The 15,939-nt window shown below is 65.1% G+C and carries 17 protein-coding genes; 6 read left to right on the top strand and 11 right to left on the bottom strand.

What is annotated here, in order from left to right:
* Positions 1-32 precede the first annotated feature (32 nt).
* From fabG to mltG, 4 genes are all read left to right on the top strand, one after another.
* Positions 33-770: a 3-oxoacyl-[acyl-carrier-protein] reductase gene (gene fabG / locus L8F97_RS03105; RefSeq protein WP_242146519.1), complete on the top strand. Its 738-nt coding sequence runs from the start codon at positions 33-35 to the stop codon at positions 768-770.
* Between the two features lie 86 nt (positions 771-856).
* Positions 857-1,093 carry an acyl carrier protein gene (locus L8F97_RS03100; protein WP_069207325.1) on the top strand — a complete coding sequence of 79 codons (237 nt, stop codon included), beginning with the start codon at positions 857-859 and terminating at the stop codon, positions 1,091-1,093.
* 149 nt (positions 1,094-1,242) lie between these two features.
* A complete protein-coding gene (gene fabF / locus L8F97_RS03095) occupies positions 1,243-2,502 on the top strand; it encodes a beta-ketoacyl-ACP synthase II (RefSeq protein WP_242146518.1) in 1,260 nt (419 codons plus the stop codon).
* A gap of 6 nt (positions 2,503-2,508) precedes the next feature.
* Entirely contained in the window at positions 2,509-3,474 is a 966-nt protein-coding gene (gene mltG, locus L8F97_RS03090; protein WP_242146517.1) for an endolytic transglycosylase MltG, read from the top strand.
* A gap of 21 nt (positions 3,475-3,495) precedes the next feature.
* Here mltG and L8F97_RS03085 read toward each other — a convergent pair whose 3' ends face one another.
* The 9 genes from L8F97_RS03085 to L8F97_RS03045 form a co-directional block, all read right to left on the bottom strand.
* Entirely contained in the window at positions 3,496-3,936 is a 441-nt protein-coding gene (locus tag L8F97_RS03085; protein ID WP_242146516.1) for a DUF2501 domain-containing protein, read from the bottom strand.
* 30 nt (positions 3,937-3,966) lie between these two features.
* Positions 3,967-4,575: a bifunctional 4-hydroxy-2-oxoglutarate aldolase/2-dehydro-3-deoxy-phosphogluconate aldolase gene (gene eda / locus L8F97_RS03080; protein ID WP_242146515.1), complete on the bottom strand. Its 609-nt coding sequence runs from the start codon at positions 4,573-4,575 to the stop codon at positions 3,967-3,969.
* Positions 4,572-5,540 carry a glucokinase gene (gene glk / locus L8F97_RS03075; RefSeq protein WP_242146514.1) on the bottom strand — a complete coding sequence of 323 codons (969 nt, stop codon included), beginning with the start codon at positions 5,538-5,540 and terminating at the stop codon, positions 4,572-4,574. Before glk ends, eda begins: the two co-directional genes overlap by 4 nt.
* Positions 5,540-7,354, bottom strand: a complete 1,815-nt coding sequence (edd, locus tag L8F97_RS03070) for a phosphogluconate dehydratase (RefSeq protein WP_242146513.1) — start codon at positions 7,352-7,354, stop codon at positions 5,540-5,542. The genes glk and edd overlap by 1 nt, the downstream gene beginning before the upstream one ends.
* Before the next feature lie 109 nt (positions 7,355-7,463).
* Entirely contained in the window at positions 7,464-8,171 is a 708-nt protein-coding gene (gene pgl / locus L8F97_RS03065; RefSeq protein WP_242146512.1) for a 6-phosphogluconolactonase, read from the bottom strand.
* A 56-nt stretch (positions 8,172-8,227) separates the two neighbouring features.
* On the bottom strand, positions 8,228-9,697 hold the full coding sequence (gene zwf / locus L8F97_RS03060) for a glucose-6-phosphate dehydrogenase (protein ID WP_242146511.1): 1,470 nt from the start codon (positions 9,695-9,697) through the stop codon (positions 8,228-8,230).
* 44 nt (positions 9,698-9,741) lie between these two features.
* A complete protein-coding gene (gene argC / locus L8F97_RS03055; RefSeq protein ID WP_242146510.1) occupies positions 9,742-10,671 on the bottom strand; it encodes an N-acetyl-gamma-glutamyl-phosphate reductase in 930 nt (309 codons plus the stop codon).
* Positions 10,668-10,928 (bottom strand): SH3 domain-containing protein, encoded by a 261-nt coding sequence (locus L8F97_RS03050; protein WP_242146509.1) that lies wholly within the window; start codon positions 10,926-10,928, stop codon positions 10,668-10,670. The genes argC and L8F97_RS03050 overlap by 4 nt, the downstream gene beginning before the upstream one ends.
* Positions 10,929-10,944: 16 nt before the next feature.
* Positions 10,945-11,301, bottom strand: a complete 357-nt coding sequence (locus tag L8F97_RS03045; protein ID WP_242146508.1) for a MarR family transcriptional regulator — start codon at positions 11,299-11,301, stop codon at positions 10,945-10,947.
* Between the two features lie 228 nt (positions 11,302-11,529).
* On the opposite strand from L8F97_RS03045, the gene secG reads away from it, so the two are divergent.
* A complete protein-coding gene (gene secG / locus L8F97_RS03040) occupies positions 11,530-11,940 on the top strand; it encodes a preprotein translocase subunit SecG (RefSeq protein WP_242147131.1) in 411 nt (136 codons plus the stop codon).
* 111 nt (positions 11,941-12,051) lie between these two features.
* Complete coding sequence (locus L8F97_RS03035; protein WP_242146507.1) at positions 12,052-13,686, top strand: CTP synthase; 1,635 nt, start codon at positions 12,052-12,054, stop codon at positions 13,684-13,686.
* Between the two features lie 61 nt (positions 13,687-13,747).
* Here L8F97_RS03035 and L8F97_RS03030 read toward each other — a convergent pair whose 3' ends face one another.
* Positions 13,748-15,133, bottom strand: coding sequence for an RNB domain-containing ribonuclease (locus tag L8F97_RS03030; RefSeq protein ID WP_242146506.1), 1,386 nt, complete (start codon positions 15,131-15,133; stop codon positions 13,748-13,750).
* Between the two features lie 120 nt (positions 15,134-15,253).
* The gene (locus L8F97_RS03025) at positions 15,254-15,733 is read right to left on the bottom strand and encodes an Hsp20 family protein (RefSeq protein ID WP_242146505.1); all 480 of its coding nucleotides are present in this window, start codon (positions 15,731-15,733) and stop codon (positions 15,254-15,256) included.
* Positions 15,734-15,939: the final 206 nt, after the last annotated feature.

Genomic DNA, 15,939 nt, shown 5'->3' with positions numbered 1-15,939 from the left:
CGTCCGCGCCAACACATTTCAAGGAGCAATCAATGTTCGACCTTACAGGCATGACGGCGCTGGTGACGGGCGCGAGTGGCGGGATCGGCTCGGCGATCGCGCAGGCGCTCGCCGAGCGCGGGGCAAGGCTGGCGGTCTCGGGATCAAACGCCGACAAGCTGAACGCGTTTCGCGATACGCTCGGGGCAGATCATCTCACGCTGCCGTGCGATCTGTCGGATGCGGCGCAGGTCGACGCGCTGGTGCCGCAGGCGGTGGCGGCGCTTGGCAAGCTCGACATCCTCGTCAACAATGCCGGCGTGACGCGCGACAACCTCATCCTACGCATGAAGGATGACGAGTGGGATCAGGTGATCCGCGTGAACCTGGAGGCGGCGTTCCGGCTGATGCGGGCCGCTGCCAAACCGATGATGAAGGCGCGGTACGGCCGCATCGTCTCGATCACGTCGGTGGTCGGCACCACTGGGAATGCAGGCCAAGCGAATTATGCGGCGTCGAAGGCGGGGTTGGTCGGCATGTCCAAGGCGCTGGGGCAGGAATTGGCGGCGCGCAACGTGACGGTGAACTGCGTCGCACCGGGGTTCATCCGCACCGCGATGACGGATGTGCTGCCGGACACGCAAAAGGAAGCGCTTAACGGCAAGATCCCGGCCGGCCGGATGGGCGAGGGTAGCGACATCGGCGCGGCCGTCGTGTATCTGGCCAGCAAGGAGGCCGGGTACGTCACCGGTCAGACGCTGCACGTCAACGGCGGGATGGCGATGATCTGAACGCGATCACAACCCCTTGCGCGGGCCGAAACCGCGCTCTACGTGCAAAACGGTAATTTAGACCACTCATGAAGAGGGACATGAACATGAGCGAGACCGCCGATCGCGTGAAGAAGATCGTCGTCGAGCATCTCGGCGTCGAAGCCGACAAGGTGACCGAGGATGCGAGCTTCATCGATGATCTGGGCGCCGACAGCCTCGACATCGTCGAGCTGGTGATGGCCTTCGAAGAAGAGTTTGAAGTCGAGATTCCGGACGACGCCGCCGAGAAGATCGCGACCGTGAAGGATGCGATCACCTTCATCGACGAGCACAAGGGCTGATCGAGCGGGCGTCGCCGGTCGTGCGATGCCCGGCCCGCACAGGGCCCCGCTAGAGATAGATTCGGCTCCCCGTCCCAGGGTTCTCAACCGGGGCGGGGGGCCGTTTCGTTTTGAAGTACAGATCAAGAGCAAGAAGAACGGAGAAGGCCATGCGCCGTGTCGTCGTAACCGGATTGGGGCTTGTCACGCCGCTTGGCGCCGACGTCGAAACCGCCTGGCGCAACCTCATCGCCGCCAAATCCGGCGCGGCGACGATCACGCGCTTCGACGCGACCGACTTCCAGATGAACTATGCGTGCGAGGTGAAGGCGCCGGACCACGAATACGGGTTCGATCCCAACAAGCGCGTCGATCACAAGGTACAGCGCCAGGTCGATCCGTTCATCATCTACGGCATCGACGCCGCCGGTCAGGCGATCGAGGATGCCGGGCTGCTCGATATGACCGAGGAGCAGCGCTATCGCGCCGGCTGCTCGATCGGCGCGGGCATCGGCGGCCTGCCGGGTATAGAGAGCGAATCGCTGGTGCTCGCCGCCAAGGGACCGAAGCGGGTTTCGCCGCACTTCGTGCACGGGCGGCTCATCAACCTGATCTCGGGTCAGGTCTCGATCAAATACGGGCTGATGGGGCCGAATCACGCGGTCGTCACCGCCTGCTCGACCGGCGCGCATTCGATCGGCGATGCCGCGCGTATGATCGCGATGGACGACGCCGACGTGATGCTGGCCGGTGGTGCCGAAGGTGCGATCTGCCCGATCGGCATTGCCGGCTTCGCGCAGGCACGCGCGCTCTCGACCGGCTTCCGCGACGATCCCACCAAAGGCAGCCGCCCTTACGATCGCGACCGCGACGGCTTCGTGATGGGCGAGGGCGCAGGCGTCGTCGTGCTGGAAGAGTATGAGCACGCCAAGGCGCGCGGCGCGAAAATCTATGCCGAGGTGATCGGCTATGGCCTGTCGGGCGATGCCTACCACGTCACCGCACCACACCCGGAAGGCTCGGGCGCGTTCCGCTCGATGCAGATGGCGGTGCGCAAATCCGGCCTCGCGCTTGAGGATATCGATTACATCAACGCGCACGGCACGTCGACGCCGCTCGGCGACGAGTTGGAACTGGGCGCGGTGCGGCGGCTGTTCGGCAGCGCGATGGATACGACCTCGATGTCGTCGACCAAGTCGGCGATCGGGCATCTGCTCGGCGGCGCGGGCGCGGTGGAAAGCATTTTCTGCATCCTCGCGATGCGCGACCAGATCGTGCCGCCGACGCTCAACCTCGACAATCCGAGCGAGAATTGCGTCGGCGTCGACCTGGTGCCGCACAAGGCCAAGGAGCGTAAGGTGAAGGCGGTGCTGAACAATTCTTTCGGCTTCGGCGGCACCAACGCCTCGCTCATCATGCGGGCGATGTAACGCCAAGTGCGCAAGCTCGGGTGTCTAACGCTGCTGATCGTCCTGACGTGCATCGTCGGGTTCTTCGACGTGCTGCATGTGTGGAGCGGTCGCGGGCCGCTCACCCACAACGTCACCGTCTCCGTGGCGCAGGGCAGCACGTTGGCGGCGGCGTCCGAGCAGTTGCAGAAGGCGGGCGTCATCACTTCGGCGAGCCGATTCCGCGTGCTTGCCAAGGTGCTCGGGTCGGGCGCGCCGATCAAGGCGGGCGAATATCGCTTCCCTGCGCACCTGAGCCAGGCCGACATCCTGAAGGTGTTGCAGGGCGGCAAGACGCTGCAACGCTTCATCACCGTGCCGGAAGGCTTGCCGTCGGTGATGGTGCGCGACGTGCTGATGAAGGCGACAGAGCTGAAGGGCAACGTCGTCGTGCCGGTTGAAGGCACCGTGCTGCCCGACAGCTACAGTTACGACCGCGGCGATACCCGCATGGGCATCGTCGCGCGTATGCAGAAGGCGATGGACCGCTACCTCGCCAGTGCATGGGCGAAGCGTGCGCCGGGGCTGGTGGTGAAGACCCCGCGCGAAGCATTGACCCTCGCCTCGATCGTCGAGAAAGAGACCGGAAAACCAAGCGAGCGCGCGATGGTGGCGGCGGTCTATTCCAACCGGCTCAAGCGCGGCATGATGCTTCAGGCCGACCCGACGATCATCTACCCGCACACATTCGGGCGTCCGCTCGGGCGGCGTATTCCGCCGCCGTGGATCCACGAGGTCAACGCCTACAACACCTATGCGATGTTCGGTCTGCCGAGCGGACCGATCGCTAATCCTGGCCGGGCGAGCATCGACGCGGTGCTTCATCCAGCGCGATCCAAAGCGCTCTACTTCGTGGCGGACGGCTCAGGTGGGCATGTCTTCGCCGATACGCTTGAACGGCATAACGCCAATGTCGTGAAGTGGCGCGCGTTTCGGAAGGCACACGGGATCTAGGACCGCGCGCTATCCTGCACCTTACAGGAAGGACTGCGCCTTGCTCAGCACCAGGTCGCATGCCTTCGACTTGATGCCGGAGGGCAGCGCATCAAGCGATAATCTGTTGCCGCCCCTCTGCTGCAACAGCCCTTTTTGATCATCAAGAAAACCGCGTGTGGACTCGACCGCGGGTTCCTGTCCTGTCAGCTTGCCTATCAGACCGCCCGCGACGTTCTGCTGCTGGCGGAGCAGCTTGTTCTTAACGCAGTAACTCAGCAAGCCGACGGCATTGCTTTTGCCGACCGCGTTGAGGTTGAGGCCGCTGGTCAGGCCGCTCAATCCGCTGCCGAGATTTCCCAAGCCGCCCAGCCCGCCAAGCAGGCCCTTGCCGCTCGGCACATCGGGCTGGCTCTGCGTCTGCGCGACGGCTGTTCCGCTCAGGATGAACGGCAGAGTCGACAGGATCAGGGCTCGCATCATGCGTTTCATACCTTTACCAACATGGGACCTTCAGCCGCGAAGCGCCATCGCCGCGCGTGCCTTCGCCTCGATTTCGGCCGGCGTGCCGCCGAGCACCCAGCTGCCGCCAACGCACAGCACCGGATCGAACGCGAGCCACTCGGGTGCGGTCGCTTCGGTGATGCCGCCGGTCGGGCAGAAGCTGCACTGATTAAACGGCGCTGCCAACGCCTTCAACGCGGGCAGGCCACCCGCTGCCATCGCCGGGAAGAATTTGAAGTGCGTCAGGCCCATGTCGAGACCGAGCATGATGTCCGCCGCATTGGCCGTTCCAGGCAGGAACGGCAAGCCGCTGTCGATGATCGGTCGCGCCAGCCGCTCGGTCAGGCCGGGCGAGACGATAAACTCCGCGCCCGCGTCCACCGCTTGCGCGAACTGGTCGGGGTTGATGACGGTGCCGGCGCCGACGATCGCGCCGGGCACCTTCTTCATCTCACGCATCGCGTCGAGTGCGGCAGGGGTGCGCATCGTCACCTCCAGCACGCGGATACCTCCTGCGACCAGCGCCTGCGCAGTGGCCTGCGCGGTGGAGGCGTCGTCGATCACGATCACCGGAATGACGGGCGCGATCAGCATCAGGTCGCGGACGGTATAGCTCATTGATGATGCTCCTGCGCAAAAGCGGCCGCGGCGCCGAACAGGCCGGGCTGGGGATGGGTGATGAGTTTGACCGGGATCGCCTGCATCATTGTGCGGAACCGCCCCTTGGCGGCGAACCGCTCGGCAAACCCGGAGCGGACGATGTGATCCTTGATCCGCAAGCCAAGGCCACCGGCGATGACCACGCCCTTGGCACCCTGACAGATCGCGCGGTCGCCCGCCGTCGCGCCGAGTGCAAGGCAAAACCGGTCGAGGGCGGCGAGCGCTAGGCTGTCGTTGCTCTCCAGCGCCAATTGCCAGATCGCCTTGTCGTCAAGTCGCGGTACCGCTCGCCCGTCGATCTCGGCGAGCATTTCGTAGATCGCGACGATGCCCGGGCCAGACACGACGCGCTCCGACGAGACGCGATTGTGCGCCTTACGCAGCCGCTGGAGCAGCGCATCCTCGAAGCTGTCGAGCGGCGGGAAATCGCTATGCCCGCCCTCGGTCTCCAGCACGTGATAGCCGCGCTTTTCCCGCAGCAATTGCGCTACGCCAAGGCCGGTGCCGGGGCCGACGATCGAGATGATGCCGTGATCGGGCAGCGGCACGTCGGGGCCGGTGATATGCTCGAACATCTCGGGTGGCACCTGCGCGACGGTGTGGCCGATCGCACCGAAATCGTTGACCAGCACGAACTGATCGACTTCGAGTCGTTCCTTCACCAACGCGCGACGGATGATCCACGGATTGTTTGTAAGCTTGATGATGTCGCCATCGACCGGGGAGGCGACTGCGATCGCCGCCGCGCGTGGCATCGGGTGATCGAGCGTCTTGCCGAACGCCTGCCACGCAGTCTGCAGCGAGGCATGTTCGGCGGTCTTGAGCGTAACCGGCTCACCGAGTGAGGTGACGCGGCCGCCCTCCACCTCTGCGATGGCGAAGCGGGCGTGCGTGCCGCCGAGGTCGACTGCGACGACTTCCATTATGCCATCTCCGCCAGCATTGCGGATGCGCCCTTTTCCGCCTCGTTTGCAAGATTACGGAACATGCCGAACAACTCGCGGCCCATCCCTTGTGCGGGTGGTGGCCCCGCGACGGGTTCGCGCGCGTCCCATTCCGCCGCATCGACCAGCGCGACCAGATCGTTGCTCTCCGCCGACAGCCGCACCACGTCGCCGTCGCGCAGCCTCGCAAGCGGGCCGTGGCCGAGTGCCTCGGGCGAGCAGTGGATCGCGGCGGGCACCTTGCCGCTCGCGCCCGACATGCGCCCATCCGTGACCAGCGCGACGCGGAAGCCGCGATTCTGTAGTACCCCGAGCGCGGGGGTGAGCTTGTGCAGTTCGGGCATGCCGTTGGCGCGTGGCCCCTGGAAGCGCACCACCACCACGACGTCGCGGTCGAGTTCGCCGGCCTGAAACGCGGCGAGCACCTCGGCCTGTGTCTGGAAGATGCGACACGGTGCTTCGATCGTCCAGCGGTCGCGATCGACCGCCGAAACCTTGATGCAGGCGCGGCCGAGATTGCCGGTCAGGATGCGGAAGCCGCCTTCGTCGGAGAAGGGCGTCGCGGCAGGGCGCAGGATCGTATCGTCGCCGCTCGAGCCGGGATCTTCCCAGACGAGGCCGTCGCCGTCCACCACCGGGCGTTTGCCGTATTCGGTCATATCACCGGTGCCGATCGTCAGCAGGTCGCGGTGAAGCAACCCCGCGTCGGCAAGCTCGCGGATCACGAACGGCATGCCGCCGGCATCCTCGAACCCGTTCACGTCCGCCGACCCGTTGGGATAGACGCGGGCCACCAGTGGTACGACACGCGACAGACGATCGAAATCCTCCCAGTCGATGACGATACCCGCCGATGCCGCCATCGCCGGCAAGTGGATCATGTGATTGGTCGATCCGCCGGTGGCGAGCAGGCCGATCGCGGCGTTGACGATTGCCTTCTCATCCACGCAATGCCCGATCGGGCGGTAATCGTTGCCGTCCCAGCCGATCTCGGTCAACCGGTGCACGGCGGCGCGGGTCAGTTCCTGGCGCAGCTTGGTGCCCGGATTGGCGAACGCCGCGCCGGGAATGTGGAGGCCCATCATCTCCATCATCATCTGGTTGGAATTGGCGGTGCCATAGAAGGTGCAGGTGCCCTTGGAATGATACGCCGCGATTTCGGCGTCTAGCAGGTCCTCGCGGCCGACTTTCCCTTCCGCGAACGCCTCGCGCACCGCCGCCTTCTGCTTGTTGGGGATGCCGGTCGCCATCGGGCCGCCCGGGATCAGGATCATCGGGAGATGGCCGAACCGCAAGGCGCCGATCAGCAGCCCCGGCACGATCTTGTCGCAGATACCGAGCAAAGCGGCACCCTCGAAGAGCCCGTGGCTGAGCGCGATCGCGGTCGACAGCGCGATGGTGTCGCGGCTGAACAGTGACAGCTCCATGCCCGCATAGCCCTGCGTCACGCCATCGCACATCGCGGGAACGCCGCCTGCAACCTGTGCGGTCGCACCCGCCTCACGCGCCCAGACCTTCATCTGTTCGGGGTAGCGATAGTAGGTCGCATGCGCGGACAGCATGTCGTTGTACGAGGTGACGATGCCGATGTTCATCGCCTTCGCCGCCCGCATCGTGTCGCGGTCTTCCTCGGTGCCGGCATAGCCGTGCGCGAGGTTGGCGCAGCTCAGCGCTGGGCGGGCGACATGCTGGTCGCGCTCCCGCTCGATCAGCGCGAGATACGCGCCGCGAGTCGGCTTCGAGCGGCTGAAGATCCGGTCGGTGACGGCCGCGATCTCGGAGTGAAGCGTCATGATCTGGTTCCCTCGGGGGTCGGGCGCGGCGAGGCGCACCCCCTCATAGCGCGCGTTGTTGCAGCGCGAAACAAGGGGGTAGTCGTATGTGCAACGATTTACAGGACTGTCACGGCGCCCAATGAATGTCGGCCGGCAATTCGGCATCCGCCAGCACACGGCCGATCGGGTATTTCGAGGCCGGGCCTTGCTTGATCGCGGTCTCGATCACCTTGCGCTTGGCGTCGCCGGTTACCGCCAGCATCAGCGCGCGTGCGGTGGTGATCGCGGCGAGGCTGAGCGTTACGCGCGGTACCGGTGCTTCGGGCGGCAACGGATCGGGCATCACGCCGAGCGCGCGGCGTTCCTTGGGGCCGCTCACCGCTTCCTCATAGTCAGGGCCGGGGAAGATCGAGGCGGTATGCCCGTCGCCGCCAACGCCGAGCAGGCACAGGTCGAGCGGCCAGTGCAGATCGCCAAGCCGCGCATCCGCCGCCTTGCCGGCCGCCTTATAGTCCTTCGCGGCCTCGCTGATGAGCGGGATGACGCGCGCGCCCTTGGGAATGAAGATCTTGCCGATCGCGGTGACGTTCGACAGCGGATCGCCCAGCGGCACGATGCGGTCGTCGCCGGGCACGATCGTCACGCGCTTCCAGTCGATCTTGCTGGCGGCGAGCTTTTCGTAGATCGGCATCGGCGTCTTGCCGCCCGCGAGCGCGATGACGGCGGCGCCGCGCGCGTCGATCGCACTTTCGATGATGAAGGCGATGTCGCCGGCGACCGCGGCTGCCATCTCCTCGGCGTCCTCATAGTCCCACCATTCGACTTCTTCACTCATACGTATTTCCTTGGTCTTGATACGGAACGGGACGGGCTAAACGCCCACTCCCGGTGTTAGTCGTCCTGCCAGGTCACGCCGTCACGCTCGGTCAGCGCGATGGCTGCACTCGGGCCCCAGCTTCCGGAGGGATAGCTCTTGGGCTTGGTGTCGTTCGCGGTCCAGCCGGCGCGGATCGCGTCGATCCAGGTCCACTGCGCCTCCACCTCGTCACGGCGGACGAACAGCGTCTGGTCGCCCTCGATAAGGTCGAGCAGCAAGCGTTCGTAAGCGATGCGGCGCGGCTTGCCGGCAAAGGCGGCGTCGAGGCTGAGGTTGAGCGGCAATTCTCGCAGGCGGATGCCGTCGCGGTCGAGGCCCGGCTCCTTCGCCATCACGAGGATCTGGATATACTCCTCGGGCTGCAAACGGATCACCAGCACGTTGGGCTGGAGCATCCCACCGCGATTGCGGAACATCGAATGCGGCACCGGCTTGAACTGGATCGCGATCTCGCTGCGGCGCGTCGTCATGCGCTTGCCGGTGCGAAGGTAGAACGGCACGCCCTGCCAGCGCCAGTTGTCGACATGCGCCTTGATCGCAACGAACGTCTCGGTGGTGGAAGGTTTGACGAGTTCGTCGATATACCCTTTGACGATCTTGCCGTCGACCGCGCCCGAGCCGTACTGGCCGGTGACGGTCTGTGTCGGCACGTCCTCCGGCGCGATCGGGCGGAGCGAGCGAAACACCTTGGCCTTTTCGTCACGGATCGCAGCGCCGTCGAACTGAGCGGGAGCCTCCATCGCCACCAGCGCGAGCAACTGGAGCATGTGGTTGGCGACCATGTCGCGAAGCGCGCCGGCTCCGTCGTAATAAGACGCGCGATCCTCCAGCCCGACCGTCTCCGCGATAGTGATCTGGATGTTGTCGATGCCTTGCGCGTTCCAGATCGGCTCGAAGAACGAGTTGCCGAAACGCAGCGCCATGATGTTCTGGACAGTCTCCTTGCCCAGATAATGGTCGATGCGGAACGTGCGATCCTCGCTGAACGCGGTCGCGACGGTATCGTTGATCTCCTGGCTCGACGTGAGATCATAGCCGAGCGGCTTTTCCAGCCCGATCCGCACCGTCTCGCCAGCAAGGCCAGCGGAGGCGAGCCCCTTGATGACCGGTTCGAACAGCGAAGGCGCAGTCGACAGGAAGATCGCGAGACCGCCAGAAACGTCGCCAACCTTGGCGGCGAGCGCCTTGTACCCCTCTACGTCCGCCGCGTCATGCGGCTGGTAGCCGAGCCGATCGAGGAAGCTCTTGATCTTGTCCTTGTCCTTGCGGTCGTCGGGCAGGAACTGGTTGAGCGCCTTTTCCGCGAACTTCTGGTAGTCCGCGTCGTCATGCTCGGCGCGGGCAGTGCCGGTGATGGTGAGCGTTTCGGGCAGCAGGCCATCGGCATGGAGGCCGTAGAGCGAGGGCAGCAACATGCGCTGAGCGAGATCGCCCGTCGCGCCGAACAGCAGCAATTTTCCGGCAGGCTGGCGAATTCCTGGCATCAGACGATCTCCTTTGTTCGCGAACGCGAAACGAAATGGGCCGCTTAAAGCGTAAGGCCTGCAACGGGGTCCAGCCCCGCCATCAAGTTCAGATTCTGCACGGCCGCCCCGGCCGCACCCTTGCCAAGATTGTCGAGCGTGGCGATCAGCCGCGCCTGACCGTTCTTGGCATTGCCGCAGACGCGCAAGGTCAGCCGGTCGGTGCCGGCATCGTCCTCAATCGCGACGGTCGCGATATCGCCATCGACGACGCGGACCACCTGCGATCCGCGATATGCTTCACGCAGCGCCGCCTCGCATGCGGCGAGCGTCGGACGGCGCGGGAAGGCGTGCAGCGGCAGCGGCACCTCGACCAGCATCCCACGATAGGTGTTCACGACGCTCGGCATGAAGATCGGCGCATGTTCGACGCGGGCGTGCTTCTGCATTTCGCCGACATGCTTGTGCGCGAGCGCGAGGCCATAGGCCCGCGCGGCGGGGGCAGGGGTGCCGTCCTCATATTCGGCGATCATCGTCTTGCCGCCACCTGAATAGCCTGAAGCAGCGTTAACGGTGAGCGGCCAGTCGGCCGGGATCAGCCCCGCGCGGACCAGCGGGCGCACCAACGCGAGGAAGCCGGTCGGGTAGCAGCCGGGATTGCTGACCCGCGGCGCCGACGCCACGGCTTCGGCCGCCCCCGGCTCCAGTTCGGGGAAGCCGTAGGTCCAGCCATCAGCGGTGCGGAACGCGGTGGACGCATCGATCACGCGGGTGCGATCGTTGGCGATCAGCGAGACCGCTTCGCGTGAGGCAACGTCCGGCAGGCACAGGATGACGAAGTCGGCATCGTTGATCGCCTCCGCGCGCGCGCGAGCGTCCTTGCGGCGATCCTCGTCAAGGATGATCTGGTTGATGTCGCCGCGACCGGCCAGTCGCTCGCGGATCTCGAGACCAGTCGTTCCGACCGCACCATCGATGAAAACGCGTGCGCTCATGCGACGATCCTCGTCAAAGCCGATTCGTCGAGATAGCCGACCAAGCCACAATCGGGCGCCTTGCCCCAGGCTTTACCCCCGGCAAGTTCGAACACCTCAAACACTACATTCGGGCCGAGCGCAGTCAAAACCTCCGAGTCGCTTTCGCGAGCGACACGCAGGTCCGTCGCGCGCGCGATCACCATTTCGACAGGTGCCGCATAATGCGGCGCGAAGACGCGATCCGCCAGACGCACGTCTGCGAGATCGCGGCGCACCGCATTGTAACGGGGGTCAATCTCGACCGAGTGCCCCGACAGCGCGAAGCTCCTGCGGGGCGGCCCTGCGAGGCTTTGGCTGCTCTGACTCGCCGATAAACTGGCCGAACTCTTCAAGAAAATCTGCCCCCTCGGACGTTTGCGCAATGAAGATATTGCGCTTGTCGGTATCGTCACGTTGACGGCGCAGATAGCCGAGGGATCCCAATCTGTTCAAGGCGCGCGTGACCACCGGCTTGGAAACGTTCAAAACGCGCGCCAGACCGCGCACGGTATGCGGCCCAGGAGTCAGATAAACGAACAGGAGCAGCGCCATTTGCCGATTGGTCAGGTCTGGTTCACCAGACCGGACGTAATCGACCAGCGCTTGCATCCAGCTATCGAGTGTACGATTGAATACAGAGGCCACGGCGAGACTTTCTGTTTGGCAACGCTCACATCCCGAAGTTCGGGGTGCAGTATCGTTGTAACGAACCGAAATCGCTCTGGTTTCAGTGCGAGGCCGAAATGTCTCGGGTCTGAACATGCGGCGGTTGATCGACCGCGCTGCCGGCTCTATGTGCGCGGCTTAAATGTCCCCGCAGGGTAGCCCGATTTCATGCTGTTTCAGTTCATCCTCGTCGTCCAGGCTATCATTGCCGCCATGCTGGTGGGGGTGATCCTCGTGCAGAAGTCTGAGGGCGGCGGGCTCGGTATGGGTGGTAGTCCGTCCGGCCTGATGTCTGCGCGTGGCGCCGCCGATTTCCTGACGCGCGCGACGACCGTGCTGGCAACCCTGTTCATCGCCTTCAGCGTCGTACTCGCCGTCCTCGCGGCGCGCGGTCACACCGCGAAGATCGACACCTCGCTGGCGCGCGGTGCGCCCGCGCCGGCGGCGCAATTGCCCGTGCCGCAGGCGCCGGCTGATGCGGGTGCGCCGTTCTCGTCGGCCGCCCGGCAGGCGATCGGCAACCAGGCCGCACCGGTGGCACCGGCACCGGTCGGCAATAACAGCGTTCCGCTCGCCCAGTAAGCGGAAGCATCCGGGACGTAGTCGTGCGGGGGCTCAGGCCCCCGCTTTTTGTAATCGGCCGGAGTCGCGCGCTTGTCGCGCCACGGCGTTTGACGTTAGGCGTTTTCTCCCATGGCGCGGTTTATTTTCATCACCGGCGGCGTGGTCTCCTCGCTGGGCAAAGGTCTCATGGCGGCGAGCCTCGCGGCTCTGCTTCAGGCGCGGGGCTACCGGGTGCGGATCCGCAAGTTCGACCCGTATCTGAACGTCGATCCCGGCACGATGTCGCCCTACCAGCACGGCGAGGTCTACGTGACCGACGATGGCGCTGAAACCGATCTCGACCTCGGCCATTACGAACGCTTCACCGGCGTTGCATCGCGGCAGTCGGATAACATCACTTCGGGCCGGATCTACCAGCAGATCATCACACGCGAGCGGCGTGGCGATTATCTCGGCGCGACGGTGCAGGTGATCCCGCACGTGACGGACGCGATCAAGGAATTCGCGCAAGCCGAGACCGACGACCTCGATTTCGTGCTGTGCGAAATCGGCGGCACGGTCGGCGATATCGAATCGCTGCCGTTCATCGAGGCGCTGCGCCAGCTCAAGAATGATCTTGGGCGCGGGCAATCGATCAGCGTTCACGTGACGCTGGTGCCCTACATTGCGGCGGCGGGTGAGTTGAAGACCAAGCCGACGCAGCATTCCGTCCGCGAACTGGCAGCTTTGGGCGTGCAGCCCGATGTACTGGTGTGCCGCTGCGAACAACCGCTGCCGGAGAGCGAACGCGCCAAGATCGCGCTGTTCTGCAACGTGCCGAAGGAAGCGGTGATCCCCGCGCTTGATGCGAAGAGCATCTACGCGGTGCCGGTGCAATATCATGCTGAGGGGCTGGACAGCGCGGTGCTCAATGCGTTCGGCATTGCACCGGGCAGCGCGCCGAACCTGTCGCGCTGGACCGACATCATGGACCGGGTCACCAACCCGGAAGGTGAAGTCACTATCGGCGTGGTCGGCAAATACGTCGGCCTTCAGGATGCCTACAAGTCGCTGAACGAGGCGTTGGTGCATGGTGGCATCGCCAACCGGGTGAAGGTTAACGTCCAGTGGATCGACGCCGAACTGTTCGAGGCGGAGGATAGCGATATCGCCGCACGTCTCGAGCCGATGGATGCCATCCTGGTACCTGGCGCGTTCGGGTCGCGCGGCGCGGAGGGCAAGATCGCCAGCGTGCGCTTCGCACGCGAACGGCGGGTGCCGTATCTCGGCATATGCTTCGGCATGCAGATGGCGTGCGTCGAGGGTGCGCGCGATCTCGCCGGCATCGCACAGGCCAGTTCGACAGAGTTCGGCCCGACGCCCGAGCCGGTGGTCGGCATGATCACCGAATGGATGAGCGAAGCCGGGCTGGAAAAGCGCGAGGAGGGCGGCGATCTCGGCGGCACCATGCGGCTCGGCGCGTACGAGGCGAAGCTCGACGGTAACAGCGTCGTCGCCTCTATCTATGGCGGCGAGACGATCTCCGAACGCCACCGCCACCGCTACGAGGTCAATACCTCCTATCGCGAGGCGCTGGAGAAGGGCGGGCTGGTGTTCAGCGGCATGTCACCCGACGGGATGCTGCCCGAGATCGTCGAGCGGCCGGATCATCCGTGGTTCGTCGGCGTGCAGTTCCACCCGGAGCTGAAGTCCAAGCCGTTCGATCCGCACCCGCTGTTCAAAAGCTTCATCGAAGCGGCGGTCAAACAGAGCCGACTGGTATAAGCCGCATCGGCTCGGCTGGCGTATCCGACGCAACGCACCACCGCGTTGCGGCGGGTCGGCTTCAGTCGATCCGCTCAAACGTGATGCTGCGTTTCTCCACATCCACGCCGGTCAGTCGCACCTGCACGGCGTCGCCCGGAGCCAGCTTGGGTGCGAGGACGCGGGCCATCACTGGAGCATCGCTCAACTGGATGCGTCCGCCACGCTCATCGGCGTCGGTGACGACCGCAGCGAAGGGGCGGCCGACTTCGTTGCTCAGCATCACCGCCTCGGCGAGGTCGATCACCGCGCGGTCGATCTGGCCGGCGAGGGCATCGGCCTTCGCCATCACCTTCGGCAGCGTCTCGAACGCAGCGGTCACCGCATCCGGGATGGCCCGGCCATTGGCAATTGCGAGCGCGGCCTGCACGACATAGCGGTCGGCCAGACGGCGCAAGGGGGCTGTAGCATGCGCGTAGGTAGCGGCCATCGCCGCATGCCACGGCGTCACGCCCTCCCGGTACGGCGCATAGCTGGCACCTTGCCCGGCACGTCGGATCGCAAGCATGAAGGCAGCTTGATGCGGGTCGGCAGCGTTCAGCGTTCGGGCATAATCATCCAGCGTCACCTCGGCCGGCCATGCGAGCCGATACGCCTGTGCCGTGTTGCGAAGCCGAGCGATCGCTCCGGCGTCTGGCGCGGCCATCACCCGGAATAAACCGGTATGGTGCGCGACCAGTGCATCGGCGACCGCCATGTTGGTCGCCAGCGACAGCGCGGCGTTTTGCTCCTCCGCGGCGAGGCGCGGTCGGAACACGAGTTGGTAGTCGCCGGGCGCAATGGCGCTTACCTCCTGCTCGGGCGGGTCGACGCGCGCCGCGCCGCGCGCCTGCTCGGCGGCAGCGATCCGGCGCGCGAGTTCGGCGAAGCCGGCGGGGAGATCGGCGTCGGTCGCGGTTTCGTAGGCAAGTTTGGCGCGGCTGCGGATAACCGCGCGTTCAACGCCGTCGAGTTTTACCGCGCCGTCGGCCGCGACGCGGATGGTGAACACCACGGCGGGGCGTGTGACATCGGGGAGCAGGCTCGCCGCACCCTGGCTCAGCACCGGCGGGTAGAGCGGTGCCTTCCCATCGGGCAGATATAGCGTCTCACCGCGTCGCCATGCCTCGGCATCGAGCAAATCACCATCGGCGACGAACCACGCGACGTCGGCGATGGCGTAGTGCAGCAGTAGATCGCCGCCGGCAGCCTCGATCGCGAACGCCTGGTCGAGATCGGTCGAACTGGCGGGATCGAGCGTGACGAATGCACGGTCGGTATGATCGACATGGTCCCTCGGCACGCGTTTCGCGGCAACCTCGGCGGCGGCGAGCACCTCGGGCGTGAAGTCCTGCGGCACCTGATATTGCGCACGGATGGCGCCGAGGCCGCGCGCTAGGGCATGTGTCGGATCAACGAGCGTCTTCATGGTGTGGCGTTACACCCGCCGCGCTAATCACGCAAAAAAAGGCGCCCGGATTGCTCCGGGCGCCCGCTTACGGCGCCTTCCTTTCAGAGCGAAAGAGAGCGCCGCGACTTCGAAGCGCGCTTACGCGGCCTGAGCCTCGTCGCTGCTGCCGATACCGCCATCGATCGCGGCGAGCGGTGCGCCGGTCTTGATCGCGATCGTCTTCGGCTTCATCGCCTCCGGCACCTCACGCACGAGGTCGATCACGAGCAGGCCGTCGTTCAGCCGCGCATCGTCGACGCGCACGAAGTCGGCCAGCTCAAAGCGGCGTTCAAAGCTGCGATTGGCAATGCCGAGGTGCAGGAAGGTGTTCTGGCCTTCCTTGTCGTCCTTCTTGCCCTTCACCTGCAGCAGGTTCTGCTGCGCGACGATCTCGATTTCGTCGCGGCTGAACCCGGCGATGGCGAGGGTGATCCGGTAGCGATCCTCGGCAACCCGCTCGAGGTTGAAGGGCGGGTAGTTATCCGCCGCCTGCTGGCGCGCGCTGGCTTCGAGCATGTCGAACAGGCGGTCGAAACCGATTGCGGAGCGGCGGAAGGGAGTAAGATCGAACTGACGCATGTGTTTGTCCTCATGTGAGCGTTAAACGTGTCAAACGGTGTCCGCACAACGGCGCGACACCCGGCTTTTTCGCGGCCCTGACGGCGCCGCGTGACGCAGATTTGGTGATGGTTCACCTCGCTTCAAGAGGTTTGTAGGCCGTTTTTCAACGTTGCCGACAAGCTCAGCTTTAGGCGCACGAAGAAGGATACGGATGAAGTCCTACC

The organism is Sphingomonas sp. BAUL-RG-20F-R05-02 (genome assembly GCF_022662305.1).
Taxonomy (GTDB): Bacteria; Pseudomonadota; Alphaproteobacteria; order Sphingomonadales; family Sphingomonadaceae; genus Sphingomonas.
This window is presented reverse-complemented; position numbering and strand designations above follow the sequence as displayed.

Coding starts and splice junctions, on each gene's coding strand:
- fabG (WP_242146519.1), top strand. CDS start 33: ATGTTCGACCTTACAGGCATGACGGCGCTGGTGACGGGCGCGAGTGGC.
- L8F97_RS03100 (WP_069207325.1), top strand. CDS start 857: ATGAGCGAGACCGCCGATCGCGTGAAGAAGATCGTCGTCGAGCATCTC.
- fabF (WP_242146518.1), top strand. CDS start 1,243: ATGCGCCGTGTCGTCGTAACCGGATTGGGGCTTGTCACGCCGCTTGGC.
- L8F97_RS03085 (WP_242146516.1), bottom strand. CDS start 3,936: ATGATGCGAGCCCTGATCCTGTCGACTCTGCCGTTCATCCTGAGCGGA.
- eda (WP_242146515.1), bottom strand. CDS start 4,575: ATGAGCTATACCGTCCGCGACCTGATGCTGATCGCGCCCGTCATTCCG.
- glk (WP_242146514.1), bottom strand. CDS start 5,540: ATGGAAGTCGTCGCAGTCGACCTCGGCGGCACGCACGCCCGCTTCGCC.
- edd (WP_242146513.1), bottom strand. CDS start 7,354: ATGACGCTTCACTCCGAGATCGCGGCCGTCACCGACCGGATCTTCAGC.
- pgl (WP_242146512.1), bottom strand. CDS start 8,171: ATGAGTGAAGAAGTCGAATGGTGGGACTATGAGGACGCCGAGGAGATG.
- zwf (WP_242146511.1), bottom strand. CDS start 9,697: ATGCCAGGAATTCGCCAGCCTGCCGGAAAATTGCTGCTGTTCGGCGCG.
- argC (WP_242146510.1), bottom strand. CDS start 10,671: ATGAGCGCACGCGTTTTCATCGATGGTGCGGTCGGAACGACTGGTCTC.
- L8F97_RS03045 (WP_242146508.1), bottom strand. CDS start 11,301: ATGCAAGCGCTGGTCGATTACGTCCGGTCTGGTGAACCAGACCTGACC.
- L8F97_RS03035 (WP_242146507.1), top strand. CDS start 12,052: ATGGCGCGGTTTATTTTCATCACCGGCGGCGTGGTCTCCTCGCTGGGC.
- L8F97_RS03030 (WP_242146506.1), bottom strand. CDS start 15,133: ATGAAGACGCTCGTTGATCCGACACATGCCCTAGCGCGCGGCCTCGGC.
- L8F97_RS03025 (WP_242146505.1), bottom strand. CDS start 15,733: ATGCGTCAGTTCGATCTTACTCCCTTCCGCCGCTCCGCAATCGGTTTC.